The 20,824-nt window shown below is 69.9% G+C and carries 19 protein-coding genes and 1 other RNA gene; 18 read left to right on the top strand and 2 right to left on the bottom strand.

Features of this window, described 5'->3' with window-relative positions; all coding sequences use genetic code 11:
* Nucleotides 1-49 precede the first annotated feature (49 nt).
* Nucleotides 50-637, bottom strand: coding sequence for an ATP-binding cassette domain-containing protein (locus QM595_RS02585; protein WP_415169961.1), 588 nt, complete (start codon nt 635-637; stop codon nt 50-52).
* A 204-nt stretch (nt 638-841) separates the two neighbouring features.
* Here QM595_RS02585 and QM595_RS02580 point away from each other — a divergent pair, with 204 nt between their 5' ends.
* The 13 genes from QM595_RS02580 (at nt 842) to QM595_RS02520 (ending at nt 15,795) form a co-directional block, all read left to right on the top strand.
* Nucleotides 842-2,377, top strand: a complete 1,536-nt coding sequence (locus QM595_RS02580; RefSeq protein ID WP_415169960.1) for a class I adenylate-forming enzyme family protein — start codon at nt 842-844, stop codon at nt 2,375-2,377.
* Complete coding sequence (locus QM595_RS02575; RefSeq protein WP_415169959.1) at nt 2,370-5,042, top strand: family 78 glycoside hydrolase catalytic domain; 2,673 nt, start codon at nt 2,370-2,372, stop codon at nt 5,040-5,042. The genes QM595_RS02580 and QM595_RS02575 overlap by 8 nt, the downstream gene beginning before the upstream one ends.
* Nucleotides 5,039-6,019, top strand: coding sequence for an ABC transporter permease (locus QM595_RS02570; protein WP_415169958.1), 981 nt, complete (start codon nt 5,039-5,041; stop codon nt 6,017-6,019). The genes QM595_RS02575 and QM595_RS02570 overlap by 4 nt, the downstream gene beginning before the upstream one ends.
* Nucleotides 6,016-6,888: an ABC transporter permease gene (locus tag QM595_RS02565; protein ID WP_415169957.1), complete on the top strand. Its 873-nt coding sequence runs from the start codon at nt 6,016-6,018 to the stop codon at nt 6,886-6,888. The genes QM595_RS02570 and QM595_RS02565 overlap by 4 nt, the downstream gene beginning before the upstream one ends.
* Complete coding sequence (locus QM595_RS02560) at nt 6,888-7,916, top strand: ABC transporter ATP-binding protein (RefSeq protein ID WP_415169956.1); 1,029 nt, start codon at nt 6,888-6,890, stop codon at nt 7,914-7,916. The genes QM595_RS02565 and QM595_RS02560 overlap by 1 nt, the downstream gene beginning before the upstream one ends.
* Nucleotides 7,913-8,947, top strand: coding sequence for an ABC transporter ATP-binding protein (locus QM595_RS02555; RefSeq protein WP_415169955.1), 1,035 nt, complete (start codon nt 7,913-7,915; stop codon nt 8,945-8,947). The genes QM595_RS02560 and QM595_RS02555 overlap by 4 nt, the downstream gene beginning before the upstream one ends.
* Nucleotides 8,948-8,960: 13 nt before the next feature.
* Nucleotides 8,961-10,562, top strand: coding sequence for an ABC transporter substrate-binding protein (locus QM595_RS02550; RefSeq protein WP_415169954.1), 1,602 nt, complete (start codon nt 8,961-8,963; stop codon nt 10,560-10,562).
* Between the two features lie 85 nt (nt 10,563-10,647).
* Nucleotides 10,648-11,445: an SDR family oxidoreductase gene (locus QM595_RS02545; protein ID WP_415169953.1), complete on the top strand. Its 798-nt coding sequence runs from the start codon at nt 10,648-10,650 to the stop codon at nt 11,443-11,445.
* A gap of 42 nt (nt 11,446-11,487) precedes the next feature.
* Nucleotides 11,488-12,417: an NAD(P)-dependent oxidoreductase gene (locus tag QM595_RS02540; RefSeq protein ID WP_415169952.1), complete on the top strand. Its 930-nt coding sequence runs from the start codon at nt 11,488-11,490 to the stop codon at nt 12,415-12,417.
* Nucleotides 12,414-13,382, top strand: a complete 969-nt coding sequence (locus tag QM595_RS02535; RefSeq protein ID WP_415169951.1) for an alcohol dehydrogenase catalytic domain-containing protein — start codon at nt 12,414-12,416, stop codon at nt 13,380-13,382. The genes QM595_RS02540 and QM595_RS02535 overlap by 4 nt, the downstream gene beginning before the upstream one ends.
* Nucleotides 13,383-13,407: 25 nt before the next feature.
* Nucleotides 13,408-14,190 (top strand): hypothetical protein, encoded by a 783-nt coding sequence (locus QM595_RS02530; protein WP_415169950.1) that lies wholly within the window; start codon nt 13,408-13,410, stop codon nt 14,188-14,190.
* Complete coding sequence (locus tag QM595_RS02525; RefSeq protein WP_415169949.1) at nt 14,187-14,939, top strand: IclR family transcriptional regulator; 753 nt, start codon at nt 14,187-14,189, stop codon at nt 14,937-14,939. The genes QM595_RS02530 and QM595_RS02525 overlap by 4 nt, the downstream gene beginning before the upstream one ends.
* A 7-nt stretch (nt 14,940-14,946) precedes the next feature.
* The gene (locus tag QM595_RS02520; protein WP_415169948.1) at nt 14,947-15,795 is read left to right on the top strand and encodes a fumarylacetoacetate hydrolase family protein; all 849 of its coding nucleotides are present in this window, start codon (nt 14,947-14,949) and stop codon (nt 15,793-15,795) included.
* Between the two features lie 166 nt (nt 15,796-15,961).
* Here the strand turns inward: QM595_RS02520 and QM595_RS02515 are convergent, their stop codons facing one another.
* A complete protein-coding gene (locus QM595_RS02515) occupies nt 15,962-16,549 on the bottom strand; it encodes a hypothetical protein (protein ID WP_415169947.1) in 588 nt (195 codons plus the stop codon).
* 54 nt (nt 16,550-16,603) lie between these two features.
* Here QM595_RS02515 and ftsE point away from each other — a divergent pair, with 54 nt between their 5' ends.
* The 5 genes from ftsE (at nt 16,604) to ssrA (ending at nt 20,773) form a co-directional block, all read left to right on the top strand.
* Nucleotides 16,604-17,287: a cell division ATP-binding protein FtsE gene (gene ftsE / locus QM595_RS02510; RefSeq protein ID WP_415169946.1), complete on the top strand. Its 684-nt coding sequence runs from the start codon at nt 16,604-16,606 to the stop codon at nt 17,285-17,287.
* Nucleotides 17,288-17,315: 28 nt separating this feature from the next.
* Nucleotides 17,316-18,227, top strand: coding sequence for a permease-like cell division protein FtsX (gene ftsX / locus QM595_RS02505; RefSeq protein WP_415169945.1), 912 nt, complete (start codon nt 17,316-17,318; stop codon nt 18,225-18,227).
* 81 nt (nt 18,228-18,308) lie between these two features.
* On the top strand, nt 18,309-19,712 hold the full coding sequence (locus QM595_RS02500) for a peptidoglycan DD-metalloendopeptidase family protein (RefSeq protein WP_415169944.1): 1,404 nt from the start codon (nt 18,309-18,311) through the stop codon (nt 19,710-19,712).
* Nucleotides 19,713-19,758: 46 nt separating this feature from the next.
* On the top strand, nt 19,759-20,238 hold the full coding sequence (gene smpB, locus QM595_RS02495; RefSeq protein ID WP_415169943.1) for an SsrA-binding protein SmpB: 480 nt from the start codon (nt 19,759-19,761) through the stop codon (nt 20,236-20,238).
* A 161-nt stretch (nt 20,239-20,399) separates the two neighbouring features.
* Nucleotides 20,400-20,773: a transfer-messenger RNA gene (gene ssrA, locus QM595_RS02490) on the top strand.
* Nucleotides 20,774-20,824: the final 51 nt, after the last annotated feature.

The following is a 20,824-nucleotide window of genomic DNA, read 5'->3' as shown; positions in this document are numbered from 1 at the left end:
TGCGGAGGGAGCAACCCCTTCCTCCCTCCGCATGACGTCCGCGGGGCTGTCAGGCGGTCTCGGCCACCTTGCCGTGCTCGAGCTCGGCGGCGAGCCGGGCCCGCAGCGCGACGTACTCCTCGCTGTGACGGGGCACCCTCGGCACCGGCACGTCGGCGCGCACCCGGCCGGCCTCGAGGACGACCACCCGCTCGGCGAGCATGATCGCCTCGTCGAGGTCGTGGGTCACCAGCAGCACCGCCGGCCGCTGGAGCTCGTAGTAGGAGCGCAGCAGCAGGTGCATCCGCGCCCGGGTGATCGGGTCGAGCGCCGCGAAGGGGTCGTCGCCGAGCAGCAGCTCGACGCCGCCGCGCAGCGACGGCCCGACCACCGGCTTGAGCCGGGCGATCTCGTCCGGCACCCGGACATAACCGGTTCCGGTCGCCTTGTCGTCGCCGGAGAGGGCACGCAGCAGCGTCGTCTTGCCGCTGCCGCGGTGGCCGACCACGGCCACGAACTCGCCGTGCGCGATATCGAGGTCGATGCCGTGGAGGGCGCCCCGGTCGCTGGTGCCCCGGCACAGCCCGCGCACCCGCACCGCGCTGGCGGCGGGGTCGTACGTCGGGTGGCTGGCGGGTCCGGTCAGGTGACTACTCATCGGGGCTCCTCGACCAAAAGTGATTAAGTCGAGTCAATTAATGCAGAAAACCCTGTATGGATCAAGGCTGGCCGGAGGACCGCCGTCAAGGTTCACCTATATGAACCGTTATTCTCATACTTGACATGTGATGGGGACTACATCAGGATCAACGCGTTTGGTTCTCGGCCGACGCGGCCGAGGCATGGAGGGGAGAAGAGCGGGATGGGCGGAGCTGGCACCGTGCTCGACCTATGGGAGTCGTCGGTGGCCACGGAGTCCGACACCGTCTTCGTCAGGTACGGCGAGCGAGCAGTCACCCGGGCCGAGGCCGACGTCCGAGTCCGTCGGTTGGCGGCGGCATGGTCGGGGATCGGCGTCCGGGCCGGCGACCGAGTCGCGGTCCAGCTCCAGAATGTCCCCGAGCTCGTCGATGCGGTCCTGACGGCGTGGCGCCTGGGTGCGGTCGTCGTCCCGGTCAACCCGATGTACCGCGAGCGCGAGCTCGAGCACGTCCTCACTGATTCAGGCGCTCGGCTGCTCGTGCACGACGCCGCGACTGCCGAGCTGGTCGCGCCGGCGGCAGCCGCCGCGGGCGTCGCAGCGATCTGGACCGACCAGGACGTCGCCGATGCGGCCGATGCGCCGGGCGCGGTCGATGGCGCTGCGGGGATCGCCCGACCCCTGGCCGAGGATCCGGCTCTGATCACCTATACCTCCGGCACCACCGGCCCGGCCAAGGGCGCGGTGGCCTCCCACGCCAATGTCCTCGCCGGCGCGCTGGTCTACCGCGACCAGATCGGGGTAGGGGCCGGCAGCGTGATCCTGGGCGTCGCCCCGATCTGCCACGTCACCGGCATGATCGGCCACCTGGCGGTCGCCGTGGCCGGCTCTGGCGAGCTCGTCCTCATGGGCCGCTTCGACCCGGCCCGGGCGATCGAGCTGATCGAGTCGGCTCGGGTCACCTTCACCATCGGCGCACTGACCGCCTACCTGGCGATGCTCGCCGAGGCTGCGAGGCGGCAGTCCGACTTCAGCTCGCTGCGCGCGCTCTACTCAGGCGGCGCACCCGTCGTCCCGGCCGTCGCCGCCGAGGTGGAAAAGGTCTTCGGCGTGCCGCTCGGCAACGCCTACGGGATGACCGAGACCACCTCGATCTGCCATCTCACGACACTCGGCGAACAGGCACCGGTCGATCCGGCCTCGGGCGCCTTGTCCATCGGCCGGCCGGTGCCGGGCACCAGTGCCTGGATCGTGGACGACGACGGTCGGCGACTCGGTCCCGGTGAGACCGGCGAGCTCGTGGTTCGCGGACCGGGCGTGGTCAGCGGCTACTGGAACAACCCCGAGGCCAGCGCCGAGGCGCTCCTCGACGGTGCCATCCGCACTGGCGATGTCGCGCTCGTCGACGACCACGGCTGGTACTACATCGTCGATCGACGCAAGGACCAGATCAACGCCAGCGGATTCAAGGTGTGGCCGCGTGAGGTCGAGGACGTGCTCTATCAGCACCCGGCCGTCGCCGAGGCCGCCGTCTTCGGTGTCCCCGATCCCTATCGCGGTGAGACGGTCGTCGCAGCCGTCGTACCGCGTGCCGGCCACCAGGTGGACCCGGAGGAACTCATCGCCTTCGTCCGCGCCCGCCTGGCGCCCTACAAGAGCCCCCGCCGTGTCCGCATCCTCGACCAGCTCCCGACCACCTCGAGCGGGAAGATCCTGCGCCGCGTGCTCCGTGAGAAGGAGGAGACCGCTCATGCCTGACGCCACGGTGCCGCCGAGGCCTCACCAGCTCCGCGCCGGCCACCGCCGTGCCCCGTTGGGCCTGCCGGTGCGGGCCACCCAGCTGTCGTGGCAGGGGCCTTCGCCGACGGGCTCGGGTCGCTACACGGTCTCGGTCCGTGCCGAGTCCGGTGAGCGGGTGTGGGAGGAGAGCACCGCCCGGCACTGGGCTCGGCTGCCCCGGGAGGTGCTGCGCTCGCGTGGCGGCTACCGCTGGACGGTGACCGGCGAGGGCCTCGGCACCGCGGAGTCCGGCTTCGAGCTGGGGCTTGCCGACGAGGAAGAGTGGCAGGCGCGGTGGATCCAGGCGCCGAGGTTCCCGTTCGCCCGGGAGAGTCACGACCCTGTTCCGGTGCTCCGCACCACCTTCGAGGCGCCGGAGTCGACCCGCGGGCGCACTCGTCTCTACATCAGCGCGCTCGGCCTGTATCGAGTCTGGCTCAACGGGGTCGAGCTGACTGCCGACGAACTCCTCCGACCCGGATGGACCGACTATTCGGTGCGGGTCCATCACCAGACCTACGACTGCGCCGGTCCGCTGGTCGCCGGCCGCAATGTGCTCGTCGTGGAGCTGGCCAAGGGGTGGTACGCCGGCCGGCTCGGCCTGCTGCGAGCGCCTGGCTACTACGGGCAGCGACCGGCGCTGCTGGCCCAGGTCGACCAGGTCGGCGAAGACGGCTCCGCATCGACGCTGTGCCACACCGACACTCACTGGCGGACGACCTTCGGGCCGATCCTCGCCTCGGACCTGATGCGGGGCGAGACCGTCGACCTGCGTCAGCGCATCGAAGGACTGCACACCACCGAGCTCGACGACTCCGACTGGCGTCCGGTCGAGCCGCGGCAGGGCGAGCCCGTCCACGTCACCCCGCAGCCGCACGACTCGATCCGAGTGCTTCGCGAGCTCCCCGGGGAGCTGGTTCACGAGCATGCCCGCGGCCCGGTCGTCTTCGACTTCGGCCAGAACCTCGTTGGTTGGACCAGGGTCAGCTCGCCGATGCTGGAGCGTACCGAGGTGATCGTGCGTCACGGCGAGATCCTCACCCCGGAGAAGCTGGTCTACCGCGACAACCTGCGCGGCGCCTTCCAGGAGGACCGCTACGCGGCCGACACACCGCCCGGCGACGAGACCGTGCAAGTGCTGGAGAGCTCCTTCACCACCCACGGCTTCCGGTACGCCGAGGTGTGGGGACTGCCGGGCGCCGATCCCTATGGCGCCACCAGACTGCGCCAGGACTCGACCATCACCGCCGTCGCGATCGAGACCGGGCACGACCTGGTGGGCCGATTCAGCGCCTCCGACGAGCGGCTGACCCGGCTCGCCAGCGCCATCGAGTGGACGGTGCGCGACAACTTCCTCGAGGTCGCCACCGACTGCCCCCAGCGCGACGAGCGGCACGGCTGGCTGGGGGACGCGGGCGTGATCTCCCGCACGGCCACCTACCTCTTCGACACTGCGGCCTTCTTCGACAAGTTCGGTCAGGACGCCGCCGACACCCAGGGCGAGGACGGTGAGATCCGCTCCTACGTCCCGCCCGTCCCGCCGGGCGCCGACCGGCCGGGTGCCCCCGGCTGGTCCGACGGCTACGTCCGGATCGTCCACCTCCTCGTCGAGCAGTACGGCGACCTGACGACCGCCGAGCGCCACGTCGGCGCGATCACCCGGTTCGCCGAGCACGTGCTGCGCCACAACCCCGACGGCCTGCGGGTCAACCAGGTCGGTGCCGACTTCGCCGACTGGCTCTCGCTCCCCGAGCGCGACGGCGAGACCTTCCACCCCGGCTACGCCTACACCGGCGCCTACTCGACCGCCCCGAAGCCGGTGGTCGGCACCGCGCACACCTACCGCACCTTCGTCCAGCTCGCCCAGATCCTCGCCCGGCTCGGCGAGGACACGCAGGCCGCCCGCTGGGCCGAGGAGGCGGCCCGGGTCCGGGAGGCCTACCGGACCAGCTTCCTGCGCTCGGACCTGAGCGTCGACGGCGCCACCCAGACGGTCTACGCCCAGGCGATCGGATTCGGACTGGTGGACGACGCGGAGGCGAGCGTGCTCGCAGACCACCTCGCCGAGGCGATCCGGCGGCGCGGCTATGTCACGACCGGCATCCACGGCGTCCAGCACGTGCTCGGCGCCCTGGCCCGCCACGGCCACCGCAGCCTGGCGATCGACCTGCTGTTGCGCGAGGAGATGCCCAGCTGGTTGCACATGATCGCCTCCGGGGGCACCACGATCTGGGAGAAGTGGGACGGCATCCGGCCCGACGGCAGCCTGGCCACGGCGGAGATGAACTCGTTCAACCACTGTGCGCTCGGCGCGGTCGGCGAGTTCCTCTTCGAAGACCTGCTGGGGCTCAGGCCCGGCACCGTCGCCTGGGACGACAGGCTCGAGGTGAGGCCGGTCTACACCGACCGGTTGGATTGGGTCGAGGGCTCCTACGACTCCCCGGTCGGACCGATGGGCAGTCGCTGGCAGTGGCACGACGGCGTGGTTCGGCACCGGCTCTCGGTGCCGCCGGGGATCACCGCGACCTTCGTCGTTCCCGACGGCTATGCCCTTGACCCGGTGACCTCGACGGGCCCCGGGGGCACCGTCGAGCTCGCCGCCGGCGAGCACGAGCTGGCCCTTCTTCCCGGGGGAGCGGCATGAGCACGCGCATGGTGATCGCGATCCGGCTGCTGCGGCTGCTGGCGGTGCTCTTCGTGGTGAGCGTGCTGTGCTTCCTGAGCATGTCGCTGTTGCCGGGCGATCCCGCTCGGATCATCCTGGGCGAGACCGGCGCGACGCCGGAGGCCGTCGCCGCACTACGCACCCAGCTGGGACTGGACGAGCCGCTGCTACAGCGCTACCTGAGCTGGATCGGCGGCGTGCTGCACGGCGACCTCGGTGCCTCCTTCCGCACCAGCCAGCCGGTCATGACGATCATCGCGGACCGTGCCCCCGTCACCATCGAGCTGATCCTGTGGAGCCAGGTCATCGCGCTGGCCTGCGCCATTCCCGCCGCCATCGCCGCGGCGTACCGTCGCCGGACGGCCACCGACCGGGCGATCAGCCTCTGGGTCTTCACCACGCTCTCGACCCCTGACTTCGTCATCGGCGTATTGCTCATCCTGGTCTTCTCGGTCTCGCTCGGCGTCTTCCCGGCCAACGGCTATCTGACGTGGAGCGACGGCGCCGGGCCGCATCTGGAGTCGCTCGTGATGCCCGCCATCGCCTTGGCGTCGGCCTCGTTCGCGCTCTACCAGCGGGTGCTGCGTGCCGACCTGGTGGAGACCCTGCGCAAGGACTTCATCGTGGTCGCCCGGGCCAAGGGCATCTCGCCGTGGCGGGTGACGCTGCGGCACGCGCTGCGGCCCAGCCTGCTGGGCCTGACGACCTCGGTGGGTGTCACCGTCGGCACGCTGATCGGCTCGACCGTGGTCATCGAATCCCTCTTCGGCCTGCCCGGCATCGGCGCCGAGCTTGCTTCGGCTGTCGTGGCCCGTGACTACGTCGAGGTGCAAGGGCTGGTCCTGATCATCGCTGCGGCGTTCGTCCTCATCAACGCCGCCGTCGACGTGCTCTACGGGGTCATCGACCCACGGCTGACGCCTGCTCGTGTGCTCCGGAAGGCGGTGGCGCGATGAGCCAGGCCACCCTGACCCCACCCCCTGCCGGCGCCGCGGCCGGCCGGCGGCGGCGCCGCCCCTGGCCGATCTCCGAGCGGCTCTCGGCACTGTGGCTGATCGTGCTGGTCGCCGGCATGGCCGTGCTGCCCACGCTGCTCTCGCTCGACCCGCTCGAGCTCGGTGCCGATGCCCGGCTGAGTGGGCCGAGCGGCCAGCATCTCCTCGGCACCGACAACCTCGGCCGGGACCTGCTCGCCCGGGCCTTGGACGGCGCCCGGGTCTCGCTGCTCATCGGTGTCGGCTCGACGGCCATCGCCGGCGTCCTCGGCGTTCCGCTCGGGATGCTGGCCGCCTATCGCGGTGGCCGGATCGACGCCGTCGTCTCCTTCCTCGTCGACGTCATCCTGGCCTTCCCCGGTCTGGTGCTCGCCTTGGCGCTCACCTCCTTCCTCGGCCCGTCGGTGACCAACGTGATGATCGCGATCACCGTCCCGATGCTTCCTGTCTTCGTGCGACTCGCCAAGGCGCAGACGCGTGCGGTGATGACCACCGAGTATGTCGAGGCGAGCGAGGTGATCGGGACGCCGGTGCTCTCGATCATGGCTCGCGACATCCTGCCCAACATCATCGAGGCCATCTTGGCGTTCACCTTCGTGAGCGTCGGGCGCGCGATCCTCATCGAGGGTGGCCTGAGCTTCCTGGGCATCGGCGTCCCGCTGCCGCAGCCCACCTGGGGAAGCATGATCAACGAAGGACGCATCTATATGGCGACCAACCCCCTGGTGATCCTGGTCCCCGCCCTGTTCCTGATCTTCACCATCTTGAGCCTGAATATCGTCTCGGACCGATTCCTGCTCACCGACCGCACGAAGGTCGAGGGAGCTTGATGAGCCAGGAGATGGGCCAGGAGACCAGCCCCGAGCCGCTGCTCAGCATCCGCGACCTCGTCGTCGAGTTCGACACGCCACGGGGCCGGCTGCGGGCCGTCGACCAGGTCAGCCTGGACGTGGCCGCCGGGGAGCGGCTCGGCATCGTGGGAGAGTCCGGCTCGGGCAAGAGCGTGCTGTGCCGCACCGCGATGGGCCTTCTCGGCGCCAAGGAGGCACGCGTCAGCGGCGAGGTCCGCTATCGAGGCCGCTCGGTGCTCGACATGAGTGCGCGCCAGCGGCGACAGCTGTGGGGCCGTGAGGTTGCCATGGTCTTCCAGGACCCGCTCAGCTCGCTGCACCCGATCACGCCGATCGGGAGGCAGGTCGCCGAGGCGGTCCGCCGCGATGGCACCACCAGTCGGGCACAGGCTCGTCGGCGCGCCGTCGAACTGCTCGACATGGTCGGCATCCCGCAGGCGGAGCGACGCGCCCGCGCCCGTGCCCACGAGCTCTCCGGCGGGATGAGGCAGCGGGTGGTCATCGCGATCGCGATGGCAGCAGGGCCGGACCTCCTGTTTGCCGACGAGCCGACCACCGCGCTGGACGTCACCGTCCAGGCGCGGATCCTGGAGCTCTTCGACGAGCTGTGCCGCGAGTTCTCCATCGGCCTGGTGATGGTCAGCCATGACCTCGGCGTCGTCGCCGAGCACACCGACGCCGTCACCGTGATGTACGGCGGCAGGATCGCCGAGCAGGGCAGCGTCGGCGAGGTGATCGGTCGGCCCACGATGCGCTACACCCGCGCGTTGCTCGATGCCATCCCGCGTCTCGACGCTCGTGCCCGACAACTGCCCAGGCCCATCGGCGGGCTTCCCCCGATGCTCATCGACCCAGCACCAGGCTGCCGGTTCTCACCTCGCTGCGGTGCCGCGCTGGATCGATGCCGTGCCGAGGCCCCGCCGTTGGAGTCCCGGCCGGGCGAGATCGGGCAGGGTGTCGACCATCGGTACGCCTGCTGGAACCCGGTCGAGGAGGTGGCCCGGTGAGCGAGCAGCAGACCGGTCGTGGTGAGACCGTCCTGGAGCTGGTGGACGCCTCGGTGTCCTTCCCCGGCGGGTCCGGCGGCGCCTTCCAGGCGATCTCCGGGGTCTCGCTCGAGCTGCGTCGAGGGGAGGTTCTCGGCCTGGTCGGAGAGTCGGGGTGCGGCAAGTCCACCACGGCGCGTGCCCTGATGGGCCTGCAGCCGCTGACCTCGGGTGAGGTTCGGCTCCACGGCGGCGCGGTCCCCAGCGGCCGACGCGGCTTCGGCGCCGGCGTGCAGGCGATCTTCCAGAACCCTGCCGGCTCCTTCAACCCGAAGCGGTCGCTCCTGGACTCGGTGGCCGAGCCGTTGCGGGTGTGGAAGCGTGGCGACGCCGCCACCCGCCGCCGCCAGGCGCTGGCGGAGCTGGCGCGGGTCGGGATCTCCGAGGCGATGGCCGAGCGGCGCCCTTCCGAGGTCTCCGGTGGCCAGTGCCAGCGTGCCGCGATCGCCCGCGCGACCATCCTGCGGCCCGAGGTGCTGATCTGCGACGAGCCGGTCTCTGCGCTGGACGTCTCGGTGCAGGCTCAGATCCTCGAGTTGCTGGACCAGCTCCGAGGCGAGCAGGGCTTGGCGATGCTCTTCATTTCCCACGACCTCTCGGTCGTCGCGACGCTGTGCGACCGCACCGCGGTGATGTACGCCGGGACCATCGTCGAGGAGGGCGAGACCATCGAGGTCGCGCACGCTCCGCGGCACCCCTATACCGCGATCCTGCACGACGCGGTGCCGTCGCCGACCGGCCAGGACGGCGGCAGGACCAGGCTGGAGATGGTCACCCGGGACCGCACGGTCGACGGCCGAGAGCAGCCCGGGTGCCGGTTCGCCGCGCTGTGCCCGTTCTTCACCGCGGAGTGCGACCAGGCGCAGCCGCCGTTGCGCGGCGCTGGTCATCGGACGGCGTGCATCCGTCCCCTCGATCACTCGGGAGCAGTAACCGGCGGTCGGGAGACCGCCGCTCAGCCCGGCCGCGACGACGCGGTCGGTTGTCAGTAGCAAGGAGTTGGAGATGACAAGTTCGCACCAGGCGCGTCGTCGCCTATGGGCGGTTGCCACGGTGCTCGCCCTGGCGGCGTTCACCTCGGCATGTGGTGGCGGCAGCGACACCTCGAGTGGCGGCTCCGGCGAGTCCGGTGAGCCGCAGGTCGGCGGCGTCTTGAAGGTGGGGGTCGCCAGCGCGGTGACCACCCTCGATCCCGCGAAGGGGTCGGCCAATGCGATGGCGCTGAGCGGCTACGCCATCTACGACACCCTGATGAAGGTCGACAAGCTGGGCGATACGCCGCAGCCGCAGATCGCCGAGTCGCTGGAGTCCAATGCGGACTTCACGCAGTGGACGATGAAGCTGCCGACCGGGTTGAAGTTCAGCGACGACACGCCGTTCAACGCCGCCGCGGTGAAGTTCAACATGGACCGCCACATCGACCCGAGCACGGCCTCCACGGCCGCCTCGCTGCTGTCGTCGGTCGAGTCGGTCGAGGCGCCGGATGACACCACGGTGATCTTCAACCTGAAGTATCCCTTCGCCAACCTGCCCTACGTGCTGTCCTACGACGGCTCGGGCACGGCCGGCTATATCGCCTCGCCGACCGCCCTGCAGACCTACGGCGACGACTACACCGCGCACGCCGCCGGGCTCGGCCCGTACAAGGTCAAGTCGTGGTCGGCCGGCAGCGACATCGTGCTCGAGCGCAACCCCAACTACTGGAACACCGCCGAGCAGGAGCCCTATCTCGACGAGATCGACATCAAGACGATCGAGGACGAGCAGGCCCGCTACTCGGCGCTGCAGTCGGGTGACATCGACTACGCACCCTCGATCAACCCGACGATCATGACCCAGGCCGAGAGCAACTCGCAGATCCAGGTCGTCCACGGTGTCGGCAGCGACCAGGACAGCATCGCGCTGAACATGACTCACGCACCGTTCGACGACATCCGGGTCCGTCAGGCGATCTCCTATGCCCTCAACCGCGAGGAGATCGTCGACCTCACCAAGGAGGGCCTCGCCGAGCCGGCGGTCAACCTGTTCCCGGCCACGGACCCCTACGCCAACGACAACTCCGACCCCGAGTTCGACCTGGACAAGGCCAAGGCGCTGGTGGCCGAGTACGAGGCCGACACCGGCAAGAAGGTCGAGTTCACGTACATGTGCCGCCCCACCGTCAACACCACCGAGGTCGTCGAGCGGCAGCTGGCCGCTGCCGGCATGACGGTGAAGATCGACGTCCAGGAGAGCACCACCGCCGTCGCCAACTTCATCGGCGGCAAGTACGACGCGGCCTGCTGGACCATGGCCGGGTTCCTCACCCCCGACCTGTTGCCGTATCGGTTCTTCTACTCCACCGGCGATCTGAACTCGACCGGCTTCAACGACCCGGAGTTCGACTCGCTCGCCGACCAGGCGCGCCAGACCGCGGATCCCGCGAAGCAGAAGGAGCTGTGGGTCGCCGCCGACAAGATCCTCACCGAGGAGCTGCCGTGGGTCTGGGTGACCTCCCAGCCGATCGCCTTCCTGGCCCGCTCCAACGTCCACAGTGTGGACCTCGACGAGCCCAGCCGGCTGCGGTACTCGGTGCCGACGGTCAACAACGTCTGGCTCTCCGAGTAGTCCGACCGCCTCATCCCCCAGGCTCCGGGACCCCGACATCGCTCGGGGTCCCGGAGCGCAGACCCACGAGCAGGAGGACAACGGAGTGGACGCTCCACACAGGACGGCACTGGTCACCGGTGCTGCCTCAGGCATCGGTCGAGCCACCGCCGAAGAGCTGGCGGCCCGCGGCTACGCGGTCCTCGCGCTGGACATCGACGAGCCGGGCCTGGCCGAGCTGGTGGCCTCGGCCGAGGGCGCGGGTGGCACGATCCGCACCCGCCGGGTCGACGTCTCGGACCAGGACGCCGTACGACGTGCGGTGACCGAGGAGGTCGCGGGGAGCGAGCGGCTGGACGCGGTCGTCAACTGCGCGGCCAGCTTCGTCGCCAGCGGTCTGGAGGTCACCACCGAGGAGTGGGAGCTGGCGTTGGGCGTCAACGTGCGCGGCATCAGCAATGTCGTCCAGGCCGCGCACCCCTATCTGGCCCGTACGCCTGGCGCGGCCGTGGTCAACACCGCCAGCATCTCGGCCCGCATCGCCCAGCCCTCGCGCTGGACCTACAACGCCACCAAGGGTGCGATCGTCAGCCTGACGCGGTGCATGGCGATGGATCTCGCGGTCGACGGCATCCGCGTCAACTCCGTGAGTCCGGGATGGATCTGGACGCCGGAGGTGGCCCGTGCGGCCGCCGGCGACCGGGAGCGCTGGGAGCCGATCTGGGGTCGGTTCCACCTGCTGCGTCGGCTGGGTGAGCCGGTCGAGGTCGCCCGCGCCATCGCATTCCTGTGCTCCGCCGAGGCCAGCTTCATCACCGGCACCGATCTCCCCGTCGACGGCGGCTACCTGGCCATGGGGCCGGAGGGTCTCGGCGACGACTCGACCTTCGCCGGCACCTCCTGAGCCGCGATCGTCGACACCCCTGCAACCCGAACAGAAGGATCTATGGACACCATCGTCATCACCGACACCAACCTCGGTGACGGCTCCCACGAGAAGGCGGAGCTGGAGCCCGAGTTCATCGTCCGCAAGGTCGACGTCACCACCGAGGACGGGGTGCTCGAGGCTGCCGCCGACGCAGACGGACTGCTGGTGCAGTGGGCGCCGATCACCGAGCGCGTGCTCGCCGGGCTGCCGCGGCTGCGAGCAGTCGTCCGATACGGCATCGGGCTGGACAATATCGACCTTGCCGCCGCCGAGCGGCACGGCGTGCGCGTCAGCAATGTCGACGACTACTGCCTCGACGAGGTCGCCGACCACGCCGCGGCGGCGATCTACGCCCACAGTCGTCGGCTGACAGTCGCAGCGCGCTCCTATGCCGACCACGGCTGGACCACTGCTGGCATCGCCCAGCCGTTCCCGCCGAGGCTGGACCCGGTCGGCGTCGCCGGGTTCGGCCGGATCGGCCGCGCCGTCGCCGCCAGGGTCGCGGCGCTCGGCTTCCCGGTGCACGCCTGGGATCCCTATGTCACCGACATCCCGGAGGGTGTCACGATGTGGCCGACGTTGCGTGAGCTGGCCGAGGCCTGTCACCACCTGTCGCTGAACATGCCAGCTACGGCCGAGACCACGGGCCTGGTCGATGCCGAGGTGCTGGCAGCGCTCGGGCCGGAGGGCCATCTGGTCAACACCGCGCGTGGCGCGCTGGTCGTGGAGTCGGACCTGCTGGCGGCGCTCGAGGCCGGCACGCTCGGCTTCGCCACGCTGGACGTGCTCTCCGCGGAGCCGCCGACCGGGATCGCGGCGGAGCTGGCCGCACATCCCAGGGTCCTGGTCAACCCGCACATCGCCTACCTGTCCACCGAGTCGCTCCCGCAGCTGCGACTACGCGCGGCACAGATCCTGGCGGACCTGCTGCGGAAGACGGCGTCGTGACCGCCGCGACGGCGAACGCCGCGGCGGTGGAGACGATGACCGCTCTGGTCTTCACCGCGCCCTCCACCGTCGAGCTGCAGCAGGTGCCGGTGCCGGTCGCCGGGCCGGACGAGGTGATCGTCGAGGTGGCGGCCTCTGGCATCTGCGGCAGCGAGCTGCACGGCATCCGGCACGTGGGCTTCCGCAAGCCCCCGCTGGTGATGGGCCACGAGTTCGCGGGCACGACTCCCGACGGACGCCGGGTCACCGTCAACCCGCTGATCAGCTGTGGCGCTTGCGATGCGTGCGGCCGTGGCGAGAACCACCTGTGCCGTAGCCGGGAGATCCTCGGCATCCATCGACCAGGTGCGTTCGCCCAGCGGGTGGCGGTCCCGGTCTCCGCGATCCGCGAGCTGCCCGAGTCGATGGACCTCACCACGGCCGCGATGATCGAGCCGCTGGCCAACGCCGTCCACGCCGTCCGGTTGGCGGACCCTCGACCGGGAGCGCGGATCGCCGTACTCGGCGCCGGAACGATCGGGCTGGTCACCTTGCTGGTGGCCCAGCAGTACGGCGAGGTCAGCGTCAGCGACCTGGCCGAGGAGCGGCTGGCGACCGCGCGGGCACTGGGCGCGAGCCACACCGCGACGCGGTTGAGCGGCGAGTTCGACGTCGTCATCGACGCGGTCGGCGCGGCGCCGACACATGCGGCGTCGATCGACCTGCTGCGTCCCGGCGGAACCGCGGTCTGGATCGGCCTGCTCAGCAGCGAGGCCGGCTTCGACGGCCAGGAGATCGTCCGGTCCGAGAAGCGGGTCATCGGCTCCTACTGCTACCGCCCGAGCGACTTCGATCGGGCCGTCGAGCTTGCCGGCTCGGTCCAGCTGGACTGGACCACGTCCTTCTCGCTCGACCAGGGCGTCGAGGTCTTCGAGGACCTCCTGGGCGGCCGACACGATGTCATCAAGGCCGTTCTGCATCCATGATGCCCGACAACGACAGGAGGACGAGATGAGCTTCGGTGTGAGGATCCTGCACCTCGGGTACGGCGAGGTGCCCGGTCCCGAGGTCTACTGGATGTCGGACTGGGAGCAGTGGCACCGACTGGCGTTCCAGGCGTTCCTGATCCAGGGCGAGGGCGTCAACGCGCTGGTCGGGACCGGGCCGGCCCGCGATCTCACCGCGATGAACGCGGGCTGGGCCTCACTGTTGGGGGAACGGGCGGCCTTCCAGCGCAGCGACGAGCAATGGCTGCCGGCACAGCTCGACCAGCTCGGCATCCGGGAGGAGGACATCACCCACGTCCTGCTGACCCCGCTCCAGCTCTACACGACCGCCAATGTCACCTTCTTCGACAACGCCCAGATCTGCCTGACCCGGCGCGGCTGGACCCACTTCCACACCAGCCACCGGCACCCGCACGACGACCGCTGGACCTCCATCCCGCCCGAGGTGCTGAGCTATCTCACCCACGACGCCTGGGACCGGGTGCGGCTGCTGGAGGACGAGGACGAGATCGTGCCGGGGCTGCGCACCTGGTGGGCGGGCTCCCATCACCGCGCCTCGATGGTGGTCGAAGCAGACACCGCCGCCGGCGTGGTCACCATCACCGACGCCTACTTCACCGAGCGCAACCTGCGTGAGGACCATCCGATCGGCATCTGCGAGAACATCTACGAGGCGCTCGCCGCGCACGAGCGGGTGCGCCGGACTGCCGACATCGCCCTCACGCTCTACGACGAGAGGCAGCTCGAGCGTTATCCCGACGGCATCGTGGTGCCGAGCGACTCATGAGTGCGCCGGTCAAGTCGGCCGATCGGGTGCTGCAGATCCTGGATCTGCTCACCGAGCGGCCTGATGGGCTCACCCTCGTCGAGATCCACACCATCATGGGCATCCCGAAGAGCAGCGCCTACGGGCTGCTGCAGACCATGGTGCAGCGCGGCTTCCTGACTCAGGAGGCCGAGACCCGGCGGTTTCGGGTGGGCATCCGGCTGTGGCAGGCGGGACGCAGCTACCTCAGCGTCGCCTCGATCGAGCAGGTGGCGTTGCCCTACATGCGCGCGGTTCGCGACCGGCTCAACGAGACCGTCCAGCTGGCCGTGCTCGACGGGACCGACAACGTCTACATCGGCAAGGTCGACCCCGACCAGCAGCTACGACTGGCCTCGCACGTGGGGGCCCGGCTGCCGGCGTACGCCACCGGGATCGGCAAGGCGCTGCTCAGTCGGCTCTCCGACGAGGAGGTCCGCCGACGCTTCGACGATGTCGAGTTCGTCGCCTACACCCCTCGAACCCTCTCGGGGCTCGGCGAGCTGCTGACCCAGCTCGCCGAGGTTCGGGAGAGGGGGTACGCCGTCGACAACGGCGAGTACACCGACGGCGTCTACTGCGTCGCCTTTCCGCTCCGTGACGGCAAGGACCGTCTCCATGCCGCGGTCAGCGTCTCCATTCCCGAGGTCCGCAAGACCCCGCCCCTCATCGCCGCGACGGTCGAGAGCCTGCGTCAGGCCGCGGCTGACATATCCGAACGCTACGAATAGGAGTTCCATGTTCTTCCTCCGCTACGGCCCCATCGGTCAGGAGCGCCCCGCCGTCGAAGACCCGGAGGGCCGGGTCTTCGACCTGACTCCGCTGACCGCCGACATCGACGGCGCCTTCCTCGCCGAGGACGGTCTCGACCGCGCCAAGACCGCTGTCCTCGCCGGGGAGCTTGAGCAGATCGACGTGTCCGGGCAGCGCATCGGCGCGCCGATCGCACGACCGCCGGCGGTCAGCTGCATCGGCATGAACTACGCCGCGCACGCCGCCGAGTCCGGCGCCGAGCCGCCGCAGCTGCCGGTGCTGTTCTACAAGCATCCCGGCACCGTCGTCGGCCCCGACGACGACGTCGTACTGCCGCACGGCTCGCTGAAGTCGGACTGGGAGGTCGAGCTCGCGGTGGTCATGAAGGCCACGCCACGCCGACTGGAGAGCGCCGACGAGGCGCTCGACTACGTCGCCGGCTACACGATCGCCAACGACCTCTCCGAGCGGGCCAGTCAGATCGAGCTCTCGGGCGGTCAGTGGTCCAAGGGCAAGTCCGCCGCGACCTTCTGCCCCACCGGGCCCTATCTGGTGCCGGCCGACGAGGTCGACCCGCAGAGCTTGCGGCTGCGCTGTCGGATCAACGGCGAGCTGCGGCAGGACTCCGTCACCAGCGACATGATCTTCCCGGTCGCCGAGATCATCCGACACCTCAGTCACCACGTGCTGTTGCTTCCCGGCGACCTCGTGCTCACCGGCACCCCTCAGGGCGTCGCCCTCTCGGGCCGCTTCCCCTACCTCCAGGTCGGTGACGTCATGGAGCTTGAGATCGAGGGCCTGGGACGGCAGCGCCAGGTGGTCGTCGCCGAGTAGCGTCTAGAGCTTCCGCCAGTAGGTCTCGCCTGCTGCGCGCCGCGCTGCACGCACGCTGGCTTCGTTGCGGCCGCTCGACAGGCCTCCAGCCTGCCTTCGCGTCCGCGCCTTGCCATCGCACGCACACCGCGACGCTCGCGACGGCGACACCTACTGGCGCAACCTCCTACTCGGCCGACGGCGCGACGGTGCTGGCCGCGGCGAGCACGCCGACACACCAGCGGCCGGCGAGGTCGGGGTCGGTGGTGGTGAGCGTGCAGACCAGCCAGGCGTCGCCGAACAGGCCGCGATAGGAGAGCGTGTCGCCGCATTGCAGCGCCACCGTGGGACTGCCGAAGGGCGCGGCACCGGCCACCGGGGCGCAGCCGTCGGCGGCGGTCGCGGAGGCGACCAGATTGCCGGCCCGGTCGGTGGTGACCGGGGGAGCGAAGACCCACGCCTGTGCGGTGTCGGACTCGCCCGCCCAGGAGCAGCCGTACTCGTGCGCGATGTCGCCGCTGTCGGGCAGCGGGTCGCCATTGTCCCAGCTCGTCGCCGTCACGCCCGCGCCGACCGCGGCGGCGACCTCGGCGGCCGGCACCAGCTCGCAGAACGGTGCCCGTGGCACGGTCACGACCGTGGTGTCCACCGAGGACAATGGCGTGGCCAGCGGCTCCGGCGGGGGCGTCTCGGGGTCGCGCAGCACGACGCCCGCGCCGACCGCGACCAGGGTCGCAGCCAGCGCGATCACCAGCGCTGCCGGCCACCGTGCCACGCCGAAACGATAGAGGTTCGGTGCTGCGATGACCGACCACCTATCCTCGATCGAGTGATTCGCTTCGAGAAGGTCACCAAGACCTACCCCGGCCAGGGCAGGCCAGCACTGGAGCAGGTCTCCGTCGACGTGGAGAAGGGCGAGTTCGTCTTCCTGGTCGGCCAGTCGGGCTCGGGCAAGTCCACGGCGCTGCGACTCATCCTCCGGGAGACCCGGCCGAGCTCCGGACGCGTCTACGTCGCCGGCAAGGAGATCAATCGACTCGCCGGCTGGAAGGTGCCCCGGCTGCGCCGCCAGATCGGCACCGTCTTCCAGGACTTCCGGCTGCTGCAGAACAAGACGGTCACCGAGAACATCGCCTTCGCGATGCAGGTCACCGGGCACAGCCGCAGCGAGATCGTCAGTCGCGTCCCCGAGACGCTGGAGCTGGTCGGCCTCGACGGCAAGGGCGACCGGTTGCCCGACGAGCTCTCCGGCGGTGAGCAGCAGCGGGTCGCCATCGCGCGCGCCGTCGTCAACCGGCCGATGATCCTGATCGCCGACGAGCCCACCGGCAACCTCGACCCCGCCACCAGCGTCGGCATCATGAAGCTGCTCGACCGGATCAACCGCACCGACACCACGGTCCTGATGGCCACCCACGACTCGAATATCGTCGACCAGATGCGCAAGCGCGTCGTCGAGCTCGGCGACGGTCGCGTGGTGCGCGACCAGTCGCAGGGCGGCTACGGCCACTGACCCGGCGTACTCCTAGAAGAGATCTTCCATGCAGCTGACCTATGTCTTCACCGAGCTCCGCCAGGGCCTGCGCCGCAACCTGTCGATGCACATCGCGGTGGTGCTCACGCTGTTCGTCTCGCTGACCCTGGTCGGCCTCGGCGTGCTGCTCAACCAGCAGGCCGCACGGGCCGCCGAGCAGTGGGGCAACCAGCTCCAGATCACCGTCTACCTCTGCCGCGCCGACGACTCGGTCGCCTCCTGCGCCAGCGAGGTCACCGACGCGCAGAAGCAGGCGATCCTGCAGGTCGTCGAGGACAGCCCCGACGTGGCGGACTATCGGCTGGAGTCGAAGGCGGAGGCGTTCGCCAAGGTCAAGAAGCTCTTCGGCGCCGACCGCTTCGAGGGCCCGGGCTCGGTGATCACCGAGGACGACATGGCGGAGTCGGTCTGGATCACCCTCAAGGACCCACACCAGGCCGACGTCGTCAAGGAGTCGGTGGTCGGCCTCGACGGCGTCTCCCGCGTCCAGGACCTGCGCAATGTCGTCGGACCGATCCTCAGCGCCATCGACGCCATGCAGTACGGCGCCCTGGCGATCGCCGCCTTCCTGGTGGTCGCCGCGCTGCTGCTGGTCGCCAACACCATCCGGCTGGCCGCCTTCGCCCGCCGCCGCGAGATCGCCATCATGCGACTGGTCGGCGCCTCGACCCTCTACATCGCGCTGCCGTTCCTGCTGGAGGCGGTGGTGACCGCCGTCGTCGGGGTGGGGCTCGCCGCCGGCGCGCTCGCGGCGTTCATGCGCTGGGGGGTGCGCGACAAGCTGGCCGAGTCGCTGCAGTTCATCTTGTGGATCGACTGGCACGAGTTCGGCTACGCCGTCGCCGTCATCGCGATCCTCGGCCCGATCCTGACCCTGCTGCCGACCCTGCTGTTGACCCGCCGTTACCTCAAGGTCTGACACACCGGCGCAGATCCCCGGATCCGCGCGCGGCTGCCCTTACCGTCGAGGGGTTCACTTCCCCGGAACGAAGGCTTGACCGTGCGCTCCTTCCCCCGCACGTCTGGTCGGCGACTGGCGGCGGGCTGTCTCGCCGTCCTGGTCGCCGGCGGACTGACTGCTCCGCTCGTCGCCCCCTCCGTCACGCCCTGGGCGCTGGCCGCCGACGACAAGCTCAAGAAGAAGCAGAAGAAGGTCCAGCAGCAGATCGCCGAGGCCACCCAGAGCCTCGAGGGCTCCAGCGCCGCCGTCAACGGCGCCGCGCAGGCGCTCACCGACGCGAACGCCCGGCTGAAGTCCGCCGATGCCCGGCTGACCTCGGCACAGAGTGTGCTGAAGTCGGCGCAGGCCAAGCTCGCCACCGCCCAGGCGACCCTCGCCGAGACGGAGGCCAAGCTGGCCGCCGCCCAGGCCGAGGACACCCGGCTGAAGACCGCGCTGCAGGCCTCACGGGCACAGCTGACGCAGGCGCGGACCGACCTGGTCACCGGACAGCAGGCCGTCGCCACCCAGCAGGCCGAGGTCAAGGACGTCATCGCCGACATCCTCGCCGAGGGCGACCCGCAGCTGATCGCGCTCGGCGCGCTCCTCAACGCCGACTCCGCCGAGGACGTGCTGCGCCAGCAGGAGCTCACCGACACGGTGGTCTCGGCACAGAACGAGAAGTACCAGGCGCTGCGGGCGGCCGAGGTCGTGCTCGACGTACGTCAGCAGCAGGTGCAGACGGCGACCGAGGCCGTGGCCACCGAGCGGAAGCAGGCCGCCGCCAACCTCAAGCTGGTCGCGAAGCTGCAGCAGCAGGCCGCCACGGCCCGCGACCAGGTCGCCGCGACGGTGGCTGCCGACGCCCAGGCGAGGCAGGAGGCCGCCGCGGCCCGGGCCGACGCCGCGACCGCCAAGGCCGACGCCGCGACCGCCAAGGCTGCGGCCGAACAGGCCAAGACGGCAGACCAGAAGGTCCTCGACCAGCTCAAGGCCGAGGAGGAGAAGATCAAGCAGCAGATCCTCGCCCAGGCCAAGAAGGACCCCAACCGCAACGTCGGCTCGACCTCGGGCATGTTCGCCCGGCCGGTCTCCGGCTATGTCACCTCGCCGTACGGCTGGCGGATCCACCCGATCTACGGCTACTGGGGCCTGCACGACGGCACCGACTTCCACGCCCCCTGCGGCACCCCCGAGATCGCCGTCGAGACCGGCACCGTCACCAACGAGTACTACTCGAGCGTGTGGGGCAACCGGCTCTACCTCAACCTCGGCAATATCAACGGCCACAACTACACCGTCATCTACAACCACATCTCCACCTATCGCGCCCACGAGGGCGATGTCGTCGCTCGCGGCGAGACGGTCGCGTACGCCGGCACCACCGGCTGGTCCACCGGCTGCCACCTGCACTTCACGGTCCTCAAGGACGGCGACCCGATCGACCCGATGACCGTCATGTGACGGTGCTTGATCATTTGGCGTTGCGCCGCTCTGGGAGAATGGTGGGATGGCCAGGGAGCAGGGGCGCAAGCTGATCGCGCAGAACAAGAAGGCGCGGCACGACTACCACATCGACGACACCTACGAGGCCGGTCTGGTGCTGACCGGCACCGAGGTGAAGTCGCTGCGGCAGGGTCGGGCGTCGCTGGTCGACGGCTTCGTGGACATCGACCGCGGCGAGGCCTGGCTGCACGGCGTGCACATCCCGGAGTACAGCCAGGGCACCTGGACCAACCACGCCGCCCGCCGCAAGCGCAAGCTGCTGCTGCACAAGGTCGAGATCGCCAAGATCGAGCGTGAGGTCTCCGCCAAGGGCGCCACCGTGATCCCGCTCTCCCTCTACTTCTCCGACGGCCGGGCCAAGGTCGAGATCGCGCTCGCGCGCGGCAAGAAGTCCTGGGACAAGCGGCAGTCGATCGCCGAGCGCACCGCCCGCCGGGAGACCGAGATCGAGGTCGGCCGCCGGCTCAAGGGGATGCGTGACTGAGCCGCGGGCTCGGGGCCACAACCTCCGGCCGATAGCCGCGACACGCCGGGCGCTGCCCGGCGTGTCGCCGTTCGATCGCGTCGGGAGTGGCCCCTCCCCACGGAACCGAGGTGAGGAATGCGGGGCGGGCCGCTATCGTTGACCTGCTTGACAACTCAAGAGGGGCTGATCGGTTTCGACTTGGGACGTTAGTTCCAGGGGAAGCGGGTCGAGGAGCCAGCGTTATCTCGTTAACGATCGCTGGAAAACCAATAACTGCCAACGCTAAGCGCAGTTCCTTCGCTCTCGCCGCCTGACGCGGTGATCGAAGCGTCCAACCGAGTATCCGTCTCCGGCTCGGACCTGGGCGTCATCCAGGAGACTCACCCAGCTGCTCTCGCTAGTGGAGCGCTCGGGGACAGCTAGCTAGCTGGGCCTGTCGGCGACGTGTCCGCGTCGAGCGCCGGGGCCGAGGAGAACGCCACCGCGGACTGCGCCCGGAGAAGACCTGGATCGACGCTCGAGGACCGGGGTTCGATTCCCCGCAGCTCCACGGATTCGCGCTTGTGCGGTGGGTCCGAGGCACAATCTGACGAGGGTCCACCCC

The sequence above is a fragment of the Nocardioides sp. genome (genome assembly GCF_047607185.1).
Classification (GTDB): domain Bacteria; phylum Actinomycetota; class Actinomycetes; order Propionibacteriales; family Nocardioidaceae; genus Nocardioides.
This window is presented reverse-complemented; position numbering and strand designations above follow the sequence as displayed.

What these genes read in the sequence shown, in the direction of transcription:
- QM595_RS02530 (WP_415169950.1), top strand. Translation starts at nt 13,408, where the DNA reads ATGAGCTTCGGTGTGAGGATCCTGCACCTCGGGTACGGCGAGGTGCCC.
- ftsX (WP_415169945.1), top strand. Translation starts at nt 17,316, where the DNA reads ATGCAGCTGACCTATGTCTTCACCGAGCTCCGCCAGGGCCTGCGCCGC.
- QM595_RS02520 (WP_415169948.1), top strand. Translation starts at nt 14,947, where the DNA reads ATGTTCTTCCTCCGCTACGGCCCCATCGGTCAGGAGCGCCCCGCCGTC.
- QM595_RS02570 (WP_415169958.1), top strand. Translation starts at nt 5,039, where the DNA reads ATGAGCACGCGCATGGTGATCGCGATCCGGCTGCTGCGGCTGCTGGCG.
- QM595_RS02560 (WP_415169956.1), top strand. Translation starts at nt 6,888, where the DNA reads ATGAGCCAGGAGATGGGCCAGGAGACCAGCCCCGAGCCGCTGCTCAGC.
- QM595_RS02550 (WP_415169954.1), top strand. Translation starts at nt 8,961, where the DNA reads ATGACAAGTTCGCACCAGGCGCGTCGTCGCCTATGGGCGGTTGCCACG.
- QM595_RS02575 (WP_415169959.1), top strand. Translation starts at nt 2,370, where the DNA reads ATGCCTGACGCCACGGTGCCGCCGAGGCCTCACCAGCTCCGCGCCGGC.
- QM595_RS02580 (WP_415169960.1), top strand. Translation starts at nt 842, where the DNA reads ATGGGCGGAGCTGGCACCGTGCTCGACCTATGGGAGTCGTCGGTGGCC.
- smpB (WP_415169943.1), top strand. Translation starts at nt 19,759, where the DNA reads ATGGCCAGGGAGCAGGGGCGCAAGCTGATCGCGCAGAACAAGAAGGCG.
- QM595_RS02585 (WP_415169961.1), bottom strand. Translation starts at nt 637, where the DNA reads ATGAGTAGTCACCTGACCGGACCCGCCAGCCACCCGACGTACGACCCC.
- QM595_RS02540 (WP_415169952.1), top strand. Translation starts at nt 11,488, where the DNA reads ATGGACACCATCGTCATCACCGACACCAACCTCGGTGACGGCTCCCAC.
- QM595_RS02525 (WP_415169949.1), top strand. Translation starts at nt 14,187, where the DNA reads ATGAGTGCGCCGGTCAAGTCGGCCGATCGGGTGCTGCAGATCCTGGAT.
- QM595_RS02565 (WP_415169957.1), top strand. Translation starts at nt 6,016, where the DNA reads ATGAGCCAGGCCACCCTGACCCCACCCCCTGCCGGCGCCGCGGCCGGC.